Origin of the sequence: Caballeronia sordidicola (assembly GCF_000729995.1) — a bacterium.
GTDB lineage: Bacteria > Pseudomonadota > Gammaproteobacteria > Burkholderiales > Burkholderiaceae > Caballeronia > Caballeronia sordidicola_A.
In genome coordinates this window covers 112,511-129,510 of the sequence record NZ_JNFG01000200.1, presented here as the reverse complement: position 1 = coordinate 129,510, position 17,000 = coordinate 112,511, and the positions used below count along the sequence as shown (strand labels likewise).

At 60.3% G+C, this 17,000-nt stretch carries 17 protein-coding genes; 6 read left to right on the top strand and 11 right to left on the bottom strand.

Annotated features, from left to right (window positions below):
* Positions 1-172 precede the first annotated feature (172 nt).
* Together FH08_RS0138710 and FH08_RS0138695 are read right to left on the bottom strand one after the other, a co-directional pair.
* The gene (locus tag FH08_RS0138710) at positions 173-1,612 is read right to left on the bottom strand and encodes an MATE family efflux transporter (protein WP_051888871.1); all 1,440 of its coding nucleotides are present in this window, start codon (positions 1,610-1,612) and stop codon (positions 173-175) included.
* A gap of 339 nt (positions 1,613-1,951) precedes the next feature.
* Positions 1,952-2,173 carry an RNA-binding S4 domain-containing protein gene (locus tag FH08_RS0138695; RefSeq protein WP_031363484.1) on the bottom strand — a complete coding sequence of 74 codons (222 nt, stop codon included), beginning with the start codon at positions 2,171-2,173 and terminating at the stop codon, positions 1,952-1,954.
* Positions 2,174-2,554: 381 nt separating this feature from the next.
* On the opposite strand from FH08_RS0138695, the gene FH08_RS0138690 reads away from it, so the two are divergent.
* The 3 genes from FH08_RS0138690 to FH08_RS0138680 all read left to right on the top strand — a co-directional run bounded on the left by FH08_RS0138690 (position 2,555) and on the right by FH08_RS0138680 (position 5,584).
* A complete protein-coding gene (locus tag FH08_RS0138690; protein ID WP_031363483.1) occupies positions 2,555-2,956 on the top strand; it encodes a hypothetical protein in 402 nt (133 codons plus the stop codon).
* 69 nt (positions 2,957-3,025) lie between these two features.
* Complete coding sequence (locus FH08_RS0138685; RefSeq protein WP_031363482.1) at positions 3,026-3,286, top strand: hypothetical protein; 261 nt, start codon at positions 3,026-3,028, stop codon at positions 3,284-3,286.
* Between the two features lie 219 nt (positions 3,287-3,505).
* Positions 3,506-5,584, top strand: coding sequence for an ATP-dependent helicase (locus tag FH08_RS0138680; protein WP_419178046.1), 2,079 nt, complete (start codon positions 3,506-3,508; stop codon positions 5,582-5,584).
* Between the two features lie 27 nt (positions 5,585-5,611).
* Here FH08_RS0138680 and FH08_RS0138675 read toward each other — a convergent pair whose 3' ends face one another.
* The 4 genes from FH08_RS0138675 to FH08_RS0138660 form a co-directional block, all read right to left on the bottom strand.
* Positions 5,612-6,376, bottom strand: a complete 765-nt coding sequence (locus FH08_RS0138675; protein WP_031363480.1) for a DUF4088 family protein — start codon at positions 6,374-6,376, stop codon at positions 5,612-5,614.
* Positions 6,377-6,532: 156 nt separating this feature from the next.
* Positions 6,533-7,012 carry a CreA family protein gene (locus tag FH08_RS0138670; RefSeq protein ID WP_031363479.1) on the bottom strand — a complete coding sequence of 160 codons (480 nt, stop codon included), beginning with the start codon at positions 7,010-7,012 and terminating at the stop codon, positions 6,533-6,535.
* A 303-nt stretch (positions 7,013-7,315) separates the two neighbouring features.
* A complete protein-coding gene (locus FH08_RS0138665; RefSeq protein WP_031363478.1) occupies positions 7,316-8,377 on the bottom strand; it encodes an aldose epimerase family protein in 1,062 nt (353 codons plus the stop codon).
* Positions 8,374-9,150, bottom strand: a complete 777-nt coding sequence (locus tag FH08_RS0138660; RefSeq protein WP_051888870.1) for a FadR/GntR family transcriptional regulator — start codon at positions 9,148-9,150, stop codon at positions 8,374-8,376. The genes FH08_RS0138665 and FH08_RS0138660 overlap by 4 nt, the downstream gene beginning before the upstream one ends.
* 146 nt (positions 9,151-9,296) lie before the next feature.
* Here FH08_RS0138660 and FH08_RS0138655 point away from each other — a divergent pair, with 146 nt between their 5' ends.
* From FH08_RS0138655 to FH08_RS0138645, 3 genes are read left to right on the top strand one after another with little or no spacing between them, the layout of a single operon-like run.
* Positions 9,297-10,040: a (Fe-S)-binding protein gene (locus FH08_RS0138655; RefSeq protein ID WP_031363476.1), complete on the top strand. Its 744-nt coding sequence runs from the start codon at positions 9,297-9,299 to the stop codon at positions 10,038-10,040.
* Positions 10,037-11,446: a lactate utilization protein B gene (locus tag FH08_RS0138650; protein WP_031363475.1), complete on the top strand. Its 1,410-nt coding sequence runs from the start codon at positions 10,037-10,039 to the stop codon at positions 11,444-11,446. Before FH08_RS0138655 ends, FH08_RS0138650 begins: the two co-directional genes overlap by 4 nt.
* Positions 11,447-11,448: 2 nt before the next feature.
* Positions 11,449-12,033, top strand: coding sequence for a LutC/YkgG family protein (locus tag FH08_RS0138645; protein WP_031363474.1), 585 nt, complete (start codon positions 11,449-11,451; stop codon positions 12,031-12,033).
* Positions 12,034-12,116: 83 nt separating this feature from the next.
* Here FH08_RS0138645 and kdgD read toward each other — a convergent pair whose 3' ends face one another.
* The 5 genes from kdgD to FH08_RS0138620 all read right to left on the bottom strand — a co-directional run bounded on the left by kdgD (position 12,117) and on the right by FH08_RS0138620 (position 16,819).
* On the bottom strand, positions 12,117-13,034 hold the full coding sequence (gene kdgD / locus FH08_RS0138640; protein ID WP_031363473.1) for a 5-dehydro-4-deoxyglucarate dehydratase: 918 nt from the start codon (positions 13,032-13,034) through the stop codon (positions 12,117-12,119).
* Between the two features lie 65 nt (positions 13,035-13,099).
* Positions 13,100-14,458 carry a glucarate dehydratase gene (gudD, locus tag FH08_RS0138635; RefSeq protein WP_031363472.1) on the bottom strand — a complete coding sequence of 453 codons (1,359 nt, stop codon included), beginning with the start codon at positions 14,456-14,458 and terminating at the stop codon, positions 13,100-13,102.
* Positions 14,459-14,969: 511 nt separating this feature from the next.
* Entirely contained in the window at positions 14,970-15,713 is a 744-nt protein-coding gene (locus FH08_RS0138630) for a FadR/GntR family transcriptional regulator (protein ID WP_031363471.1), read from the bottom strand.
* A 527-nt stretch (positions 15,714-16,240) separates the two neighbouring features.
* Positions 16,241-16,525 (bottom strand): HigA family addiction module antitoxin, encoded by a 285-nt coding sequence (locus FH08_RS0138625; RefSeq protein ID WP_031363470.1) that lies wholly within the window; start codon positions 16,523-16,525, stop codon positions 16,241-16,243.
* Between the two features lie 9 nt (positions 16,526-16,534).
* The gene (locus FH08_RS0138620; RefSeq protein ID WP_031363469.1) at positions 16,535-16,819 is read right to left on the bottom strand and encodes a type II toxin-antitoxin system RelE/ParE family toxin; all 285 of its coding nucleotides are present in this window, start codon (positions 16,817-16,819) and stop codon (positions 16,535-16,537) included.
* Between the last annotated feature and the right edge of the window lie 181 nt (positions 16,820-17,000).

The following is a 17,000-nucleotide window of genomic DNA, read 5'->3' as shown; positions in this document are numbered from 1 at the left end:
GCTTCGTCGAAGCGGGCCTAATACCCCTGTTACTGGATGAATCTCAAGGAGACGGCTTGATCGTATCTCCGCGCCGCTCCAATCCCAACCAACAATGTCTGCTTAACTTATGCCACGTTATGCCGCGTTATGCCGCGGCAACCGAAGTAATCGAAGATCCGTAGCCATGGCTTTAGGCCGTATGCCGGGGTGTCTGCCCAGATTTGCCGCCGGGTTCAAGCGCTCCGCGCGTGATTAAACGCCGGCTCATGCGGTCGAAGCGAAGCGTCATCAGCACCGCGACGCTCGCAAGTCCCGCAGCCAGTCCCCACCACAAGCCCTTAGTGCCGCCGTTGAAGTGAAACGCCAACATGTAGCCCGTCGGAAAGCCGATGCCCCAATAACCGAGCGCCGCCGCGAGCATGGGCACGCGTGTGTCCTTCAGCCCGCGCAGCACGCCCGACGCGACGGTCTGCATGCCGTCGACGATCTGGAACACGGCCGCGACCCCCAGCAGCGACGCGGCCAGCGCAACGGTCTGGGCGTTCTTCGGGTCGTTCAGATGCAGATATAGCCCGACGATCGCGTGCGGCGCCAGTACCAGCACGCAGCCCGACATCGCCATGAACGACACGCCCAGCGCGATCGCAACAAAGCCGGCGTGGCGTGCGGCCAGCGGCTGCCCTGCGCCGATCCAGTACCCCACGCGCACGTTTGCCGCCTGGCCGATGGCGAGCGGCACCATGAACGCCACCGACGCTACGTTCAGCGCGATCTGGTGCGCGGCAAGCTGCGCTTCGCCGAGCGTGCCGACGGTCATCCCGGTGGCGAGAAACAGCGTCGATTCAACGCCGTAGGTGATCGCGACCGGCCAGCCGATGCCGAACAGTTCGCCCATGAGCGGCAAGCGCGGCCTCGATGCGACGACAAAATGCCGGTAACGCGGCCGCAAATGCAGGAACGCGATGAGTACCAGCGCCGTCATCCAAACTGTAGTCGTCGTGGCGACCGCCGAGCCGAGAAAACCAAGTTCAGGCAGGCCGTAGGCGCCGTGGATCAAGCCGTAATTGAGAAACGCGTTCACGAACACGCCGCCAATCGATACCCACAGCAGCCGCTTCGCCGCACCGATAGCCGGCAGGAACGCGCGCATCATGCCGATCCCGAGCAGGCTGCCGGGCGCACCCCAGCGCAGGATCGCGCAGTATTCGCCAACATTCCTGGCCAGCATGGCGGGTTCGTGGAACCTGAGCAGGATCGGTTCGGCGAAGCTCAGCAGCGTGAAGGCAGGGATCGCGAGCAGCAGCGATAGCACCAGCCCGGTCCAGTAGATGTTGGGCACAAGGTGATCGTTGTTCGCGCCGCGCGCATGCGAGACGGAGACGCTCACTGACGTCAGCACGCCTTGCAGCAGCACCACGACCACGAAGAACAGGTTTGCGCCCAGGCCCCCGGCCGCGAGGGAGTCGGGACCGAGCGAGCCGAGCAGGATGGTGTCGGTGACGCCCATCGCCATTTGCGACAGTTGCGAGATGGCGAGGGGCGCGGCGAGCCTGGCGGTATCGACGGCGTGACGGGAAAGGCTCGGCGGAAGGCTAGGCGGCGCGTTCGCGCGTTTCAGACTGGATGGCATGACGGATTATCTGGATGCTTTGCTGCACGGCAAAAACCGCGCAAAAACGGCAACGGGCGATGCAGCAAACCGTTACCGGTTCTGCATCGCCCGCTCGTTCCGGCCTCGCTTCAGCCGGAATCGGGCTGAAGCTCCGCTTTGAATTTCAGTGATGAAATCCGGCTTCGAATTCCAGCTGTGAATCCCGGTTTTGAAGCACATTAGCTTGCAAAAATGGCTTCGACCGTCAACAAGCTGAAAGCGGCGAAAGGGAACGAAAGCCGTCTAGCTTATTGCTTGATTGCGATTATGTCGATCACGACGCGATATTGAACGTCGTTCAGAACGTACTCATGCCGATCATTTCGGCTTGAGAACCTTGATCGTGGTGTCTTCTATCGTCACCGTCTGGCCCGCGCGGATCTTGCACGTCTTGCGCAGCTCGATCTTGCCATTGACCTTCACTTCACCCTCGGCGACGCGCGCTTTCGCCGAGCCGCCGCTATCGGCGAGGCCCATCAGCTTGAGCAGGTTGTGCAGTTCGACGTAGTCGCCTGTGAGCGTGAATTCGAGGCGCGGCATGTGGTCAGTCTTCGCAAGGTTGGGGACGGAAAGGGCGCCCATGATAAACCAGCCGGGCATGCCACGTGCGGGTACAGGCAAGGCTCCCGGATATCGGGCGTTCGGTTGTTTGCAATATGTCAGGAAGTGAAACCTTCGGTAACAATGACACGTTTCAGCGAACTCCAGCGTCCGGCACCGGGTCAGTCGTAGTGATCGGTGCGTTTTTTACGTGGTTTTGTTCGCGTACGTGCCGGTCATCAGAAGTGTAGACGGGTATTTGCGGCGCGCTGTTTCAAGCGAGGTTTTTGAGGACACAACGCATATCGCTTAGGCGTCGCGGTGGGTTGCAATGGTTGCAATCCACCACCCGGAATAAAAACTGCCAGCGAGGAAATCACTATGTCGCAAGTCAAGAAAATGCTGTTGGGTACCGCTTTTGTCGCCATGGGTTTGTCCGCATCCGCGTTCGCGCAAACCGCGCAACCTTCCGCCGCCGACGCCGGCCAGATGTCCGCGCCGTCCGCGCAAACCGCGCCGCCGCCGCAGAATATCGTCGCACCGGCGCCGACCGATCCGTTTGTCGTGAAGCGCAATGCCAATGCGCAGGCTAGCGCTGAATACAAGGCGTCGAAGAAGGCATCGAAGCAGGATTTGAAGGCGACGAACAAGGAAGCGAAGGCGCAATACAAGGAGCAGGTGCGCAACGCGAAGATCAACAAGAAGGCCGACAACCAGACCGCCAACGACGACTTGAAGTCCGCCGAGCCGGATGGTCCGAAGGATACGGGCTTGCAGCACTAAGTTTTCAGCCCGACGAACAGAACGATAGAACGCGGCCCTTTAAGCGGGGCCGATGGCAAGGAGTAATTCATGACCACGACCACGAATCGTTTGATCGCAACGCTGCTTGCGGGTGCGTTTGCGACGGCCGCCACTGTGTCGGTCGCGCAGGCGCAGACAACCGCTGAACCCACCCACGCCGATAAGAAAGCGGCGAAGAAGCAGGACCAAGCGGATAAGGACGCGAATGTAGCGCAGGCCAAGGCTGACAAGAAAAAGACGGAATCGCAATCAAAGGCGGATCAAGCCGCTGCCGACGCGAACCTGAAAAACGCGAAGAAAGCGGACTGATTCGCAGCAGTTTCCTTAAAGTGAAATGACAATGGCCCGGCGCGCGCAAGCGCGCCGGGCCATTTTTTATAGGGCCAAAAGCCTTCTGCATCAGTCGCTTGCGTGGAAGAGTTGTATGGATATACAGTGTGCGTCACCCGTTTTTAAAGCTCACGCGACGTGCTCACGCTCAACTCCGCCACCGACGACACCCTCGCGCCCAAGCCGGCGCGGGAAGACATCGCGTCGTACCTGACCAAACTGAACGACGCGCAGCGTGAAGCGGTCGAGTACGGCACGCAGGCGTCGAACGCTGGCGACCCAGCCGGCGCGTTGCTGGTGATCGCCGGAGCGGGGTCGGGCAAGACGAATACGCTGGCGCATCGCGTGGCGCATTTGCTGGTGAAGGGCGCGGACCCGCACAGGATTCTCTTGCTGACGTTTTCGCGGCGTGCAGCTAGCGAGATGACCCGGCGCGTGACCCGCATCGCTGTGAACGCATTGGGTAATCGGAGCGTGATCGCGCAGGGCCTCACCTGGTCTGGCACCTTCCATAGCGTGGGCGCGCGTTTGTTGCGCGATTACGCGGATCTCGTGGGGTTGTCGCCGTCGTTCACGATCAACGATCGAGAGGACTCGGCCGATCTCATGAACCTCGTGCGGCATGAACTCGGGTTATCGGCGAAAGAAAAACGCTTTCCGGCCAAGTCCACGTGTTTCGCCATCTACTCGCGCGTCGTCAACACCGGAGTATCGCTTGCCACGGTGCTCGACCAGGCGTTCCCGTGGTGCCGCGAATGGCAAGACGATCTGCGTCGCCTCTTCGCGGCCTACGTCAACGCGAAGCAGCAGCAAAGCGTGCTCGACTACGACGACCTGCTGCTCTACTGGTCGCATCTCGCCGCCGAGCCGTCCATTGCCGCGGATCTGTCGAGCCGTTTCGACCATGTGCTCGTCGATGAATACCAGGACACGAACAAACTTCAGGCGTCCATCCTGCTGTCGATGAAACCCGATGGCCGCGGCCTGACGGTCGTCGGCGACGACGCGCAGTCCATCTATTCGTTTCGCGGCGCGACGGTGCGCAATATCCTCGACTTCCCGAATCACTTCGATCCGCCCGCGAAATGCGTGACGCTGGAGCGCAATTACCGTTCGACGCAGCCCATCCTGGCTGCATCGAATGCGGTGATTGGACTCGCGGCCGAGCGTTATACGAAGAACTTGTGGACCGACAAGGCATCGGCGCAACGGCCACGCCTGGTCTCGGTGGCGGACGAGGCGGATCAGGCGCGTTATATCGTCGAGCAGGTGCTGGAGGCGCGCGAAGGCGGCATGACGCTCAAGCAGCAGGCGGTGCTGTTTCGCGCCGCGCATCATAGCGCTGCGCTCGAAATCGAACTCACGCGGCGCAACATTCCGTTCGTGAAGTTCGGCGGACTGAAGTTCCTCGATTCCATCCACGTGAAGGACGTGCTGGCGGTACTGCGCTGGGGCGAGAACCTGCGTGATCGCGTGGCCGGGTTTCGCGTGCTGCAGTTGCTGCCCGGGGTTGGACCTGCCATCGCGGGGCGTGTACTCGATCAGGTCGCCGAGCGCGGCGAGACGGCCGCCGCGTTAGCCGCATTCGCCGCGCCGTTGCGCGCGAGCGAAGACTGGCCGACGCTCGTCGCCATGATGTCGAAGGTGTGCGCGCGCGAAAGCGGCTGGCCCGCTGAATTCGAAATGATCCGGCGCTGGTACGAACCGCATCTGGAGCGCAATCACGAAGACGCGTCAATTCGTCATGGCGACGTGTTGCAGATGGAAAGCATCGCGTCCACTTATCCCACGCGCGAGCGTTTCCTCACCGAACTGACGCTCGATCCGCCCGATGCCACCAGCGACGAATCAGGTGTTCCGCTCATCGATGAAGATTATCTGATTCTCTCCACCATCCATTCGGCCAAGGGCCAGGAGTGGAAGAACGTGTTCGTCATGAATGGCGTGGATGGCTGCATTCCATCGGATATGGGCACGGGCAGCGACGAGGAAATCGATGAAGAACGGCGTCTGTTGTACGTCGCCATGACGCGTGCAAAAGAGGATTTGCACATTGTCACGCCACAGCGTTTCTACGTGCACAACCAGTCGCATATGGGCGACCGGCATGTCTGGGCGGCGCGTACGCGTTTCATCCCCGCGCATCTGATGCCGCAGTTCGAAGCGTGCGCGTGGCCGCCGGTACCTGAGCCCAGCGCGCCGACAGCGGCGGGACTGGCCGCGGCGGCAAAGGCGAAAGTCGATATCGCCGCGCGGCTCAAGAAGATGTGGGAGTGAAGGGCTTCGAGCTAGCTCAAAACAAGCTCAACGTTCCGCACGCGATGGCTTCGGCACTCTGCGCTCCGGCGTGAAGATCGTACGCAGCCAGTTGCCGAAGCGGGTGAAACCGTCGTACGGCTCTTCAATAAAAATCTCCGGCTTCATCATGCGCAACTGCTCGAGCACTTGCTGCGCTTCCTGCTTTGCAATCGAGCCATGAAACATGCCGAGGCGCAGCAGGCAGCGGAGTTCACCGAGCTTCTCACGCGCTGTCGATCCCGCACTATGTTCGGTCGCAATCTTGGTTTCGTACACGCGTTGACGCAGTGAATCGGCGAGACGCCATGCGGGCGTCTGCATTTTCATCTCCAGTTCCTGAATATCCGTTGCTGCCGCCTTGATCTGCGACGCGAGTGGATCGATCTGCGCCGCGTCGCCATTCGCTTCGGTCACGATAGCCGTCGCCCACGCGCGTGACGCCTTCACGAGATCGTCCGGTTTCCAGTCCGATCGGACGGCGAAGCCGAAACCATGTTCCGCGGCTTGTCGCATCAGCATTTCGACGACGTCCGGCATTTCCTTGTCGAGTGCACGTTTTGCCCACGCGTACTGGCCGTTTTGCAGCATTTTCTGGACCGCTAGTTCGGTCAGCGGCGTGGGGTTGTCGAGCAGTTTTGCGCGCAGGAAATCTTCGAACGTGGGCGTGACAAATTGCGGGTCGAACTTGAGCGACAGACGAATCAACGTGTCGAAATCGCGGCGTAGCGCCGCGATGGTTTCGTCTTTAAATGAAAGGGTGATCTGACCCATGATGTTTCCCGGTTCCCGATCCCGCTGACCGGTTTCAGCCGGCGCGGGAAGACAGTCGGCGTCGCCATGAGGGCGACGGCCGTTCGTCTGTATATCGGCGCGGGGAGCGGAAACTTTAGGTAAGGTTGAAGAGGCCGGCCAAGCGGTGCGCCCGTCTTATTTGACGGGAATGGTCGTGCCCGCGGGCACTGGCACGGCTGTCACGCTGTTCTTCGCGCTGCCGGTTGTAATCCGGTCGCTATACGTCAGATAAACCAGCGTATTGCGCTTGGCATCGACTATACGCACTACGTGCAACGTCTTGAAAATAAACGACATGCGTTCGGAGAACACATCGGACTTTTGCTTGAGCGGCGCATCAATCTTGATCGGTGCGACCTGGCGGCAAGCTATCGAAGCCTCAGACGGGTCTTCGGCTATTCCCAGCGTTCCTTTAACGCCGCCCGTGCGTGCGCGGGAAACGTAGCAGGTGACACCCGCAACGGCGGGATCGTCGTACGCCTCGACCGTGACGCGATCCGAGCCGGTAAAGCGGAAATTGGTGTTGACGCTGGCTATTTCCTCGGCATGCAGGGCAGGCGCAGCAAGCAACGCAACGAGCGACGTCATGAACGTCAGGGCGAGAGCGCGTTTCATCGGAATCCTTCGGGCAGTGAGGAATTGAAAAAGGCGTCGATATTGTATCGACGCCTTCGTTCAGTCCACGTGAAAACGCGCGCTTGCACGTTCCATCTCATGCGCCAAGCGATCAGTGAAAGATCAGATACAGGATCACCAACACGATCACCGGCACACCAAGCAGCCATCCCAGTAGATAGGGCATCGTCTTCCTCCATTCGATTTCTGATTCAATGGATTCAGTATCGATGAGAGGCCGATCCGCCGATACCCGCGAGCGTCCTATTCGACTGTAGGCGGGGTCCTATCAGCGGCACGTGATTACCTCACGCGCATGGCGTAGCGCGTGATTTGCCGATATCGCTCGTTGGGACGCAGCACGACATCTTCAGCGTCGTCCATATTGATCTGATTGGGAAACCCGCCCGCTTCAAGGCAGAGTCCGCCGTATTTGTGATACGTAACGCCACGCTTGCCCGGCACGCCTTCGAGACTGTTACTGGTGTAGAACACCAAGCCGCGCTCGGTGGTGGAGACGGTCAGCTCGCGTCCGCTGGCCGGATGATAAACAGCCGCAACACGCCGCATTTCGGGCAGCTCGGTAACAGGCGCCGCGGTGCTCAACACATAACAATGGTCGATACCGCCGCCCGCCAGCGTCACTTGCTCGTTGTCGCGGGTGTCCAGACGCGGTCCGAGCAGCGCGGCCGTACGGAAATCGAACGGCGTATTGGCGACGTCTTCCAGCGTGGTCGGGATCGTATGTTTATCGATAGCGAAAAACTGATCGGCGGCGAGCTCGATCTCGTGGTCGTGGATAGTCGCCGAATCCACGCCCGACAAGTTGAAGTACGCGTGGTTCGTGAGGTTCAGCGGCGTGGGCGCGTCCGTGAATGCGTCGTAGGTGATCGTCAGTTCGCCCGCGTTGCTGAACGCGTACGTCACCTGGACGGTGAGCGCGCCGGGGAAACCACTGTCGCCCGCGGGTGATTCGAGCGTGAGGACCAAAGCGTCGTCCGTATGCCGCGCTTGCCACAGCTTGAAACTAAAGCCTTGGAAACCGCCGTGCAGCGAATTCGGCGGCTGATTGGCTTCGAGTTGGTACTCCACGCCATCGAGCGAAAAGCGTGCGTCCGCGATGCGGTTCGCCCAGCGTCCGACGGTCGCGCCCATGTAGGCAGGACCGGTGGTGTACGCGGCGGGGGTATCGTGGCCGAGCAGGATATCTGCCAGACGGCCATCGCGATCCGGCGCGAACCAGGAAACGAGCGACGCGCCCAGATTCGTCACCGTTACCTTCAGGCCGTTATCGTGGCTCAGCGTGTGAAGCTCGACGGGCGTACCGTCTGCGAGATTGCCCCAGTGGGCGCTGGAAATAGTCATGGTGTGGTCTCCGGATTCTGATTTTTTGCGGGATGGCGGGGTGCTTCCGGCTTGGGCAACCGGTCGCGATAAAGCGTGCTGACGTAATCCAGATGAGCGCCGGCGGCGTCGCGGGCGCGTGGTGGGTCGCGGGCAATGATCGCATCGAAGATGGCTTGATGCTGCGCGAGCAGGTTCGCTTCCACGTCGTTGTCGTAGTCGACCAGCCGGTGCGATGTCAGCATCGATTCCCGTACGAGCTCGTGCAGGCCGTGCATCACGTGAGCAAGCGCGAGGTTGTGGGTAGCGTCGGCAATGGCGAGATGAAACGCGGCGTCGTGTTCTGCTATGCGAGTGCGTTTCGGTTCGATGGCGGCGGTTTTCAGCGCGTTGAACGCTTCGGTGATGCGCGCCAGATCGCCAGGGGTGGCGCGTTCGGCCGCGTAGCCCGTTGCCAGCGATTCGAGGCCGTGGCGGAGTTCGAGGACGTCGGCGCTGGCCGTGGGATGCTGGCTCAGCAACGCGGCGAGCGGCGCGGACACGAGCGGTGCGGTGACATCCGACACGACGAAGCCGCTGCGCGCGGCAGCCTGGATAAATCCATCCGATTCCAGCCGGATCAGCGCTTCACGCAGCGATGGGCGGGAGACGTTGAGTTGTTCCGCGAGATCGCGTTCGGCGGGGAGACGTTGTCCGGGGATCAATGCGCCGCTTGTGATCAGCGCACGGATCTGGTCGGAGACGACATCGGCGATGCGCGTGCGGGTGTAGGACTGGACGGGCTTAAAAGGCATGAGTGCTGAATGGTCGGTAAAAAGACGGCTCGATATTTTTCCTAGTTTGACATGAAAGATCGCGAACTTTAAAGTCTTGGTCAGACCAAGCTGACCAAGAGCGGCAAAATCCTTCGTTTTTCAGGCTCCCCACATTTTCCTATCCAATGAAAGTCGCCCTGTTCGTTCCCTGTTTTATCGATGCGTTCTATCCCGAAGTCGGTATCGCGACCCTCGAATTGCTCGAACGTCTGGGCGTGGAAGTGGATTATCCGGAGGAGCAAACCTGCTGCGGCCAACCGATGGCAAATAGCGGCGCGCAAAAGGAAGCGGCCGGCGCAGAGCGGGTATTCGCTCGAAATTTCGCCGATTACGACTACGTGGTCGGTCCATCGGCGAGTTGCATTCATCACGTACGCGAGCATCTGACCGCGATCGAGCAGACCGCGTCCGTGCGCAAGGTGCGAACGAGCGCCTATGAACTCGTCGAATTTCTCCACGATGTCCTCAAGGTACGCGAATTCCCTTGGGCCGAATTCCCGCATCGGGTCGGCTTGCACAATAGCTGCAGCGCGATCCGGCATCTGAAGGAAGTGTCTGCATCGGAGATCAATGGGGCGCCGTTTTCCAAACCCCGCGCGTTACTCGAAGGCGTCAAAGGCATCGAATTCGTTGCGCCCACACGGCCCGACGAATGCTGCGGGTTTGGCGGCACGTTTTCGGTGACCGAAGAAGCGGTATCGGTGAGGATGGGGCAGGACAAGGTCCGCGATCATGTCGGTGCGGGCGCGGAATATATCGTCTCAGGCGATATGTCGTGCCTCATGCATCAGCAAGGTTGCGCCGAACGCCTGAAACTCGATGCCCGTTTTATCCACATCGCCCAGATTCTGAACGGAGCACGCGCATGAGCGACGTCGAGAAGGGGAAAAGCAAGCGGCTCGATCACGCGAAGGCGGCGGGCGCGTTCATCGCCAAGGAAGATCACCTCGCTTTCCACGATAAACGCCTCTGGGACCTGCGCAGCAAACGCGACGCCCAAGCCCACGGCATGCCCGAATGGGAGACGCTGCGCGAGCTGGCGTCGGGGATCAAGGAGCACACGCTTTCGAATCTGGCGGATTATCTCGATCAGTTCATCACTCAAGCCGAGTCGCATGGCGTGATCGTGCATTACGCGGCAACCGCCGAGGAGCACAACGAGATCGTCTATAAGCTGATGTCCGAGCGCGGCTTGACCACGCTCGTCAAAAGCAAATCCATGCTCACCGATGAATGCAAGATGCGCGAGTACATCGAGCCGCGCGGCATCACGGTGATGGAAACGGATCTCGGCGAACGCATCCAGCAACTGGATAACCAGGACCCGAGCCACATGGTCGTGCCGGCCGTGCATAAACTGCGCGCGGACGTCGCCGAGCTTTTTGGCCGCACGATCGGCACCGATCCGAAAAATAGCGACATCCACTATCTCGCCGAAAGCCAGCGCATGAACACGCGGCCGTATTTTGTGCGCGAAAAAACCGCAGGCATGACGGGCTGCAACTTCGCCGTGGCGGAGACGGGAACGGTCGTCGTGTGCACGAACGAGGGCAATGCGGATTTGTCGGCGAATGTGCCGCCGCTGCACATTGCATCGATTGGTATCGAAAAATTAATTCCCCGGATTTCCGATCTTGGCTTGTTCATCCGCATGCTGTCGCGCAGTGCGCTCGGTTCACCGATCACGCAATACACTTCGCATTTCCGCGCGCCGCGACCGGGCTCGGAGATGCACTACATCCTCGTCGATCACGGCCGTTCCGAACGCCTCGCGATGGAGGATTTCTGGTATTCGCTCAAATGCATCCGCTGCGGGGCCTGCATGAATACGTGCCCGGTTTATCGGCGTAGCGGTGGCTTGTCGTATGGTTTTACGTACTCCGGGCCGATAGGCGCGATCATCAATCCTACTTACGATATGAAACGCTTCAGCAGCCTGCCGTTTGCATCGACGCTCAACGGCAGTTGCACGAACGTCTGCCCCACGAAGGTCAACATTCACGAGCAGATCTACAAGTGGCGCGAAGTGATCGCGTCGAATCATGAAGTGCCGTTCGTGAAGCAGGAAGTGCTGAAGATGGCGGGGCGCCTCCTGGCGAGTCCTACGTTGTATCGAGGCACCGTTGCGTCGCTCGGCGGTGCGCTCAAGCGGCTGCCGAACTTCGTGCTCTATAACCCGCTGAACATCTGGGGCCGTCAGCGCGATCTGCCAGAAACGCCCGCTGAAACCTTCCACGAGTGGTACAAGAAAAATCGCAAGGCAGCCAAAAAATGACGATGACCACGCGTGACACTTTTCTCGCGAAGATTCGCGCGGCGCAACCGGCTGGCAGGCCGCGTCCCGACGTACCGCTCTTCGATACACCTCCCGGCGAACGACTCGAACGCTTTCGCACCGCGTTGGCCGCGATGGGCGGAACCGTGGTCGAAGGCGAATCGCTCGATACGGTGCGCACGCTGCTCGCCGAGCGTTTTGGCCCGGACGCGATAGTCGCGTCGGCCGTGCCGGGTATCGAGGGGAACCGCGCGCTCGCCGCCGATATGTCGCCGGCGTTACTGCAAGACGTCGATGCAGGCGTGGTCCGCGCGCGCTTCGGCGTGGCGGAAACGGGCTCGGTCTGGTTCAGCGAGGACGAATACATCGTCAATTCGATCGGTTATCTCGTGCAGCATCTGGTCGTGCTGCTCGATCCTGCGCAGATCGTGGATGGGCTTCAGGATGTGTATCGACGCGATGACTTCAAGGCCGCACGTTATGCCGTGCTGGTGACGGGGCCATCGGCGACGGCGGATATCGAAGGCGTGCTGATTCGCGGCGCGCAAGGCGTGCGGTCGCTGACGGTGGTGTTGCTGGCGGCTTAGATTCGAAGGTGCTTATGCGCGACGCCAGATGCAAAAAAGCCGTTCCCAACTTACGTTGGAACGGCTTTTTAACTCGTGCGGATTTACTGAGCGCCGAGCTTCTTTATCAGAACATCGAGCTGTGCCATTTCATCTTCGGTCAGGTCGGTCAGCGGAGCGCGCACAGGACCGGCGCTGCGGCCGATCAGCTTCGCACCCGCTTTCACGATACTCACCGCATAACCCGCCTTGCGGTTACGAATCGCCAGATACGGCATGAAGAACTCATCGAGCAAACGGCCGGTCGTCGCGTGATCCTGCGAGGCCACCGCTTTATAAAACTCCATCGCAGTCTTCGGAATGAAGTTGAACACCGCCGATGAATACACCGGCACGCCCAGCGCCTTATACGCTTCGGCATAAACTTCGGCCGTCGGCAATCCGCCGAGATACGAGAACCGGTCACCCAGCCGGCGACGGATCGTCACCATGTTTTCGATCTCGCCCACACCGTCCTTGAAGCCGATCAGGTTCGGGCAGCTATCCGCAAGCCTTTCGAGCATGTCGGCGTTGAGCTTCGAATTGGCGCGGTTATACACGATCACGCCAATATTCTTCACGGCTTTGCACACCTGTTCGACGTGCGCGGCAATGCCTTCCTGGCTGGCTTCGGTGAGGTAATGCGGCATCAGCAGAATACCGTTCGCGCCCAGCCGTTCGGCCTCCTGCGCATAAGCAATCGCCACCCGCGTCGCGCCGCCCGCGCCAGCAAGAATCGGCACCTTGCCTTTGCAGGTTTCCGTTGCCGTGCGAATCACGTCCGAATATTCGCTTTGCGTCAGCGAGAAAAACTCACCCGTGCCGCCGGCCGCGAACAAGGCCGTCGCGCCATAGGGCGCCAGCCATTCGAGACGGGCAGCGTAGGTATCGGCGCGGAAGTCGCCTTGTTCGTCGAAGTCGGTCAGCGGAAAGGACAGCAGCCCTTCGGAAACGATTTGCTTGAGCTCTTGAGGTGTCGTCATGGTCGGTCGTGAATTCGTTTTGGGGTAAATCGATGATTAAGTCGATGAATAAGCCGTTGAGGAAATCAGCGCACGAGGCACGGGCGCTTGTTGTCGAAGGTCCAGTTCGGAATCAGGTACTGCATCGCGATGGCGTCATCGCGGGCCCCGAGACCGTGCTCCAGATACAGCGCGTGGGCTTTATCGAGTTCGTCCATATCGATATCCACGCCCAGTCCCGGCCGCGCCGGCACCTTCACCTTGCCGCCCACAATCTGCAGCGGTTCGTGCGTGAGGCGCTGGCCGTCCTGCCAGATCCAGTGGGTATCGATGGCAGTAATCTTGCCGGGCGCCGCCGCCGCGACGTGGGTGAACATGGCGAGCGAAATGTCGAAGTGATTGTTCGAGTGCGATCCCCACGTCAGGCCCCACTCGTTGCACATTTGCGCGACGCGCACCGAGCCTTGCATCGTCCAGAAATGCGGATCGGCGAGGGGAATGTCCACCGATTGCAACTGGATCGCGTGGCCCATCTGGCGCCAGTCGGTCGCGATCATGTTGGTAGCGGTCGGCAAGCCCGTGGCGCGGCGGAATTCAGCCATGACCTCGCGGCCGGAATAACCGTTTTCGGCACCGCATGGGTCCTCGGCGTACGCGAGCACGTGATGCTGGTCGCGGCACAGGCGCACGGCTTCGGACAGCGACCACGCGCCGTTCGGGTCCAGCGTTACCCGGGCGTTCGGGAAGCGTTCGGCAAGTGCCGTGACCGCTTCGATTTCCGCGTCGCCCGCGAGCACGCCGCCCTTCAGCTTGAAGTCGTTGAACCCATAGCGCGCGTGTGCCGCTTCGGCCAGTCGTACGACCGCTTCCGGGGTCATCGCTTCTTCGTGGCGCAAGCGGGTCCAGTCATCTGTCGCGTCTGTCCCCGGGGAGTAGGGCAGGTTGGTCTTGTTTCTATCGCCGATATAAAACAGATAGCCGAGCATTTCAACTTCATCGCGTTGCTGTCCTTCGCCCAGCAGCGCGGCGACAGGCACACCCAGATGCTGGCCCAGCAAGTCGAGCAATGCGGCTTCGAGCCCGGTCACGGCATGGATGGTCGTGCGCAGGTCAAAGGTCTGCGTGCCGCGCCCGCCTGCATCGCGATCCGCGAATTGCTTGCGCGTAGTGTTGAGCACGGCGTGCAGATTGCCGATCGACTGGCCGACGACGAGCGGACGCGCGTCGTCAATCGTCTTGCGGATGCTCTCGCCGCCCGGCACTTCACCCACGCCCGTGTGCCCCGCGCTGTCACGCAGGATCACGATGTTGCGCGTGAAGAACGGGCCGTGCGCGCCGCTCAGGTTCAGCAACATGCTGTCGCGCCCGGCAACCGGAATCACGCGCAGCTCGGTGACGGTGGGCGTGGCGTTCGCTGCGGTTGAAACGCTTGGGTTCGTGGACATTGACGTGGTCTGTCTGAGTTGGTTGGGGCTCGTGAGGGGGCTCTTAAGCGGCGCGGGGCGGGTTCGGTTCGACAGCGTGTTCGGGGCGTCCGCTCAACCGGTCTTTCACGCGCGGTGTCAGCGCGAACGCTCATGCGGCAAAGCGGTGGCGAGCAATTTCGCAATTTTCGACGTGAGATACGTTGTCTGATAACATTTTAAGAGCGACGCAAGGATCGTCAAAATGGGTGTTAACCCGGCATCGCCCTGCCGTTGTTAATGAATTGGGTGGCATCTTCACCAACTGCATTGAGAGGATTATGAATTAAAGTCGGACGTCAGACAAGATAATTGATGTTGAGGAATTTTCTACGAGAGGGTTAGGCGTCCGCTGATGTGGCAGCGGGCGCCCGTTTGTCTGCGAGATCAATGCTTTGGGGCCCGGCCTGGTGGTTCGCGCGCTGGTTATGCCATGTCGGCCACCCGGCAACGTCGGCTGGCGACAAATGTACGGCGGCTGCGCGGGCCGCTTTCAGCCGGCCGCTTCGCTTGACTGATTCGCGCGGCGCAAGCGTTCCCGGCTGTTCGACAAATGCATGCGCATGGCCGCGCGCGCGCTTTCGGCGTCGCGTCGCGTGATGGCTTCGAGAATGCTCTCGTGTTCGAGATTGACGAGCGAGACGTACGCTTTCGGATCGGCTTTCGCAATCCCCGCTGAATCGATGCGGTTGCGCGGGATCAGGGCCGTGCCCATCTGCGTGAGGATATCGACGAAATAGCGGTTTCCAGTCGCCCGGGCGAGCGCGATGTGGAACTGGAGATCGGCCGCGACGCTGTCGCTGCCGTTGCGGCTGGTGGCTTCTATCGCGTCGAGCGCCGCGCGCATGCGCACCAGATCTTCCGGCTGTGCGCGTTGCGCGGCCAACCCGGCACATTCGGTTTCCAGGCTGATGCGCAATTCGAGTACGGACAACACGTCACGCAGCGTGGTGGCCGGCACCATATCGATGCCCAGTTTCTCGCGGCGCGGCTCGAGCACAAAACTGCCAATGCCATGACGTGTTTCGATGACCTCGTTCGCCTGCAGGCGAGAAATGCCTTCGCGCACGACGGTGCGGCTCACACCGAGCGTCAGCATGAGTTTCGCTTCGGTGGGCAGTTTGTCGCCCGGTTTCAGCGCGGCGGATTCGATCTGTTCGATCACGTAGTCGAACACGCTCTCCGCCAGGTTACGGGCGCGTCGGGGTGTCACGACGGATGTGAGGGATTCGACCATCAGAAACGCTCCTTGGGCCAGCCGGGTGGCGATGTCGTATTTCAGGGATGCAGTGGATAGACACATTATACCGTTGTCTGACGACTATCAATTCTAAAAGATTCGATGGCGGTGGGTGATCAGGGTCGGTTTAGGTGGGGTGGCGCGGAGAAGGGGGGAAGCGAGAGGTCGGCGTCTTGCAACCAGGCGGCCGGTTGCGTGCTAGGTCGGTAACCTTGTCGCGATGTTCTGCACCATGGCAGAGTTCGTTAATCCAGCAGAGACCTTTCCCAGGCCTTGATGCTCACGCCGGGCACACGCTGAAACTCGCGCATATTGATGCCATAGGAGTACTGGCAGACTTCGCAACGAAGCTCGCTGCGTCATGGCGATTGATCGGTCCACGACCGTCGCCGATAGCTTGGCTGCGATCAAGCGTCAGGGGCACGGATCCTCGATCGAGCCTTCACCGGGTTCGCGACCCGGCCACCGCCAGGCGAGAAACGTCACTGGCGTCAGGTGATCGGCGTTGGCACCCTTACCGATTCCTACACCGCGACCAGGCGTTCGACACTCGATAGGTCGACGCGCGCCGCTTCCTCAAGGTCATAGTCAGCCTGGAGCCCAAGCCAGAACTGTGGGGTGGTGCCCAGCGCTATCGACAGGCGTAACGCCGTGTCGGCCGATATCGACCGCATTCCGTGGACGATCTCATTAATTCTCCTGGGCGGAACCTTAATAGCGCGTGCCAGCGCGTTCTGGCTCATCCCTAACTCCACCAGGAACTCTTCTTGGAGCACCTCACCCGGGTGTACGTTAGCCAATTTTTTCATAGTTCCCCCTCAGTGGTAGTCGACGATTTCAACATCGAGCGCGGCACCATCGTCCCATTGAAAACATATACGCCATTGATCATTGATGCGAATGCTGTGCTGACCTGCGCGTGAGCCCTTGAGCAGTTCCAACCGATTTGCAGGCGGGATCCGGAGATCCTGCAATAACCTCGCGTTGTTCAGCATTCTGAGCTTGCGTCGCGCCGTCTGCTGGATCTCCGATGGCAACCGCTTGGACCGCTCGCCAGACCAGATCAGTGCTGTTTCCCGACAAATAAAATTTTGGATTGCCATATCGGAACTATAACGCGTTGCGTTATATAACGCAACGCGTTATAGATGGCTCAATCTTTGATTCTTCACATCGGGACTATGCCGCTCGAGTTGATAGCTGCTCGTATAGGAGAGCAGCGAGGTGAGGCAGACAAGGTCGAAGCAGACGCTTGTAGAAGTTGGAAAAGTTTTGAAACCACAC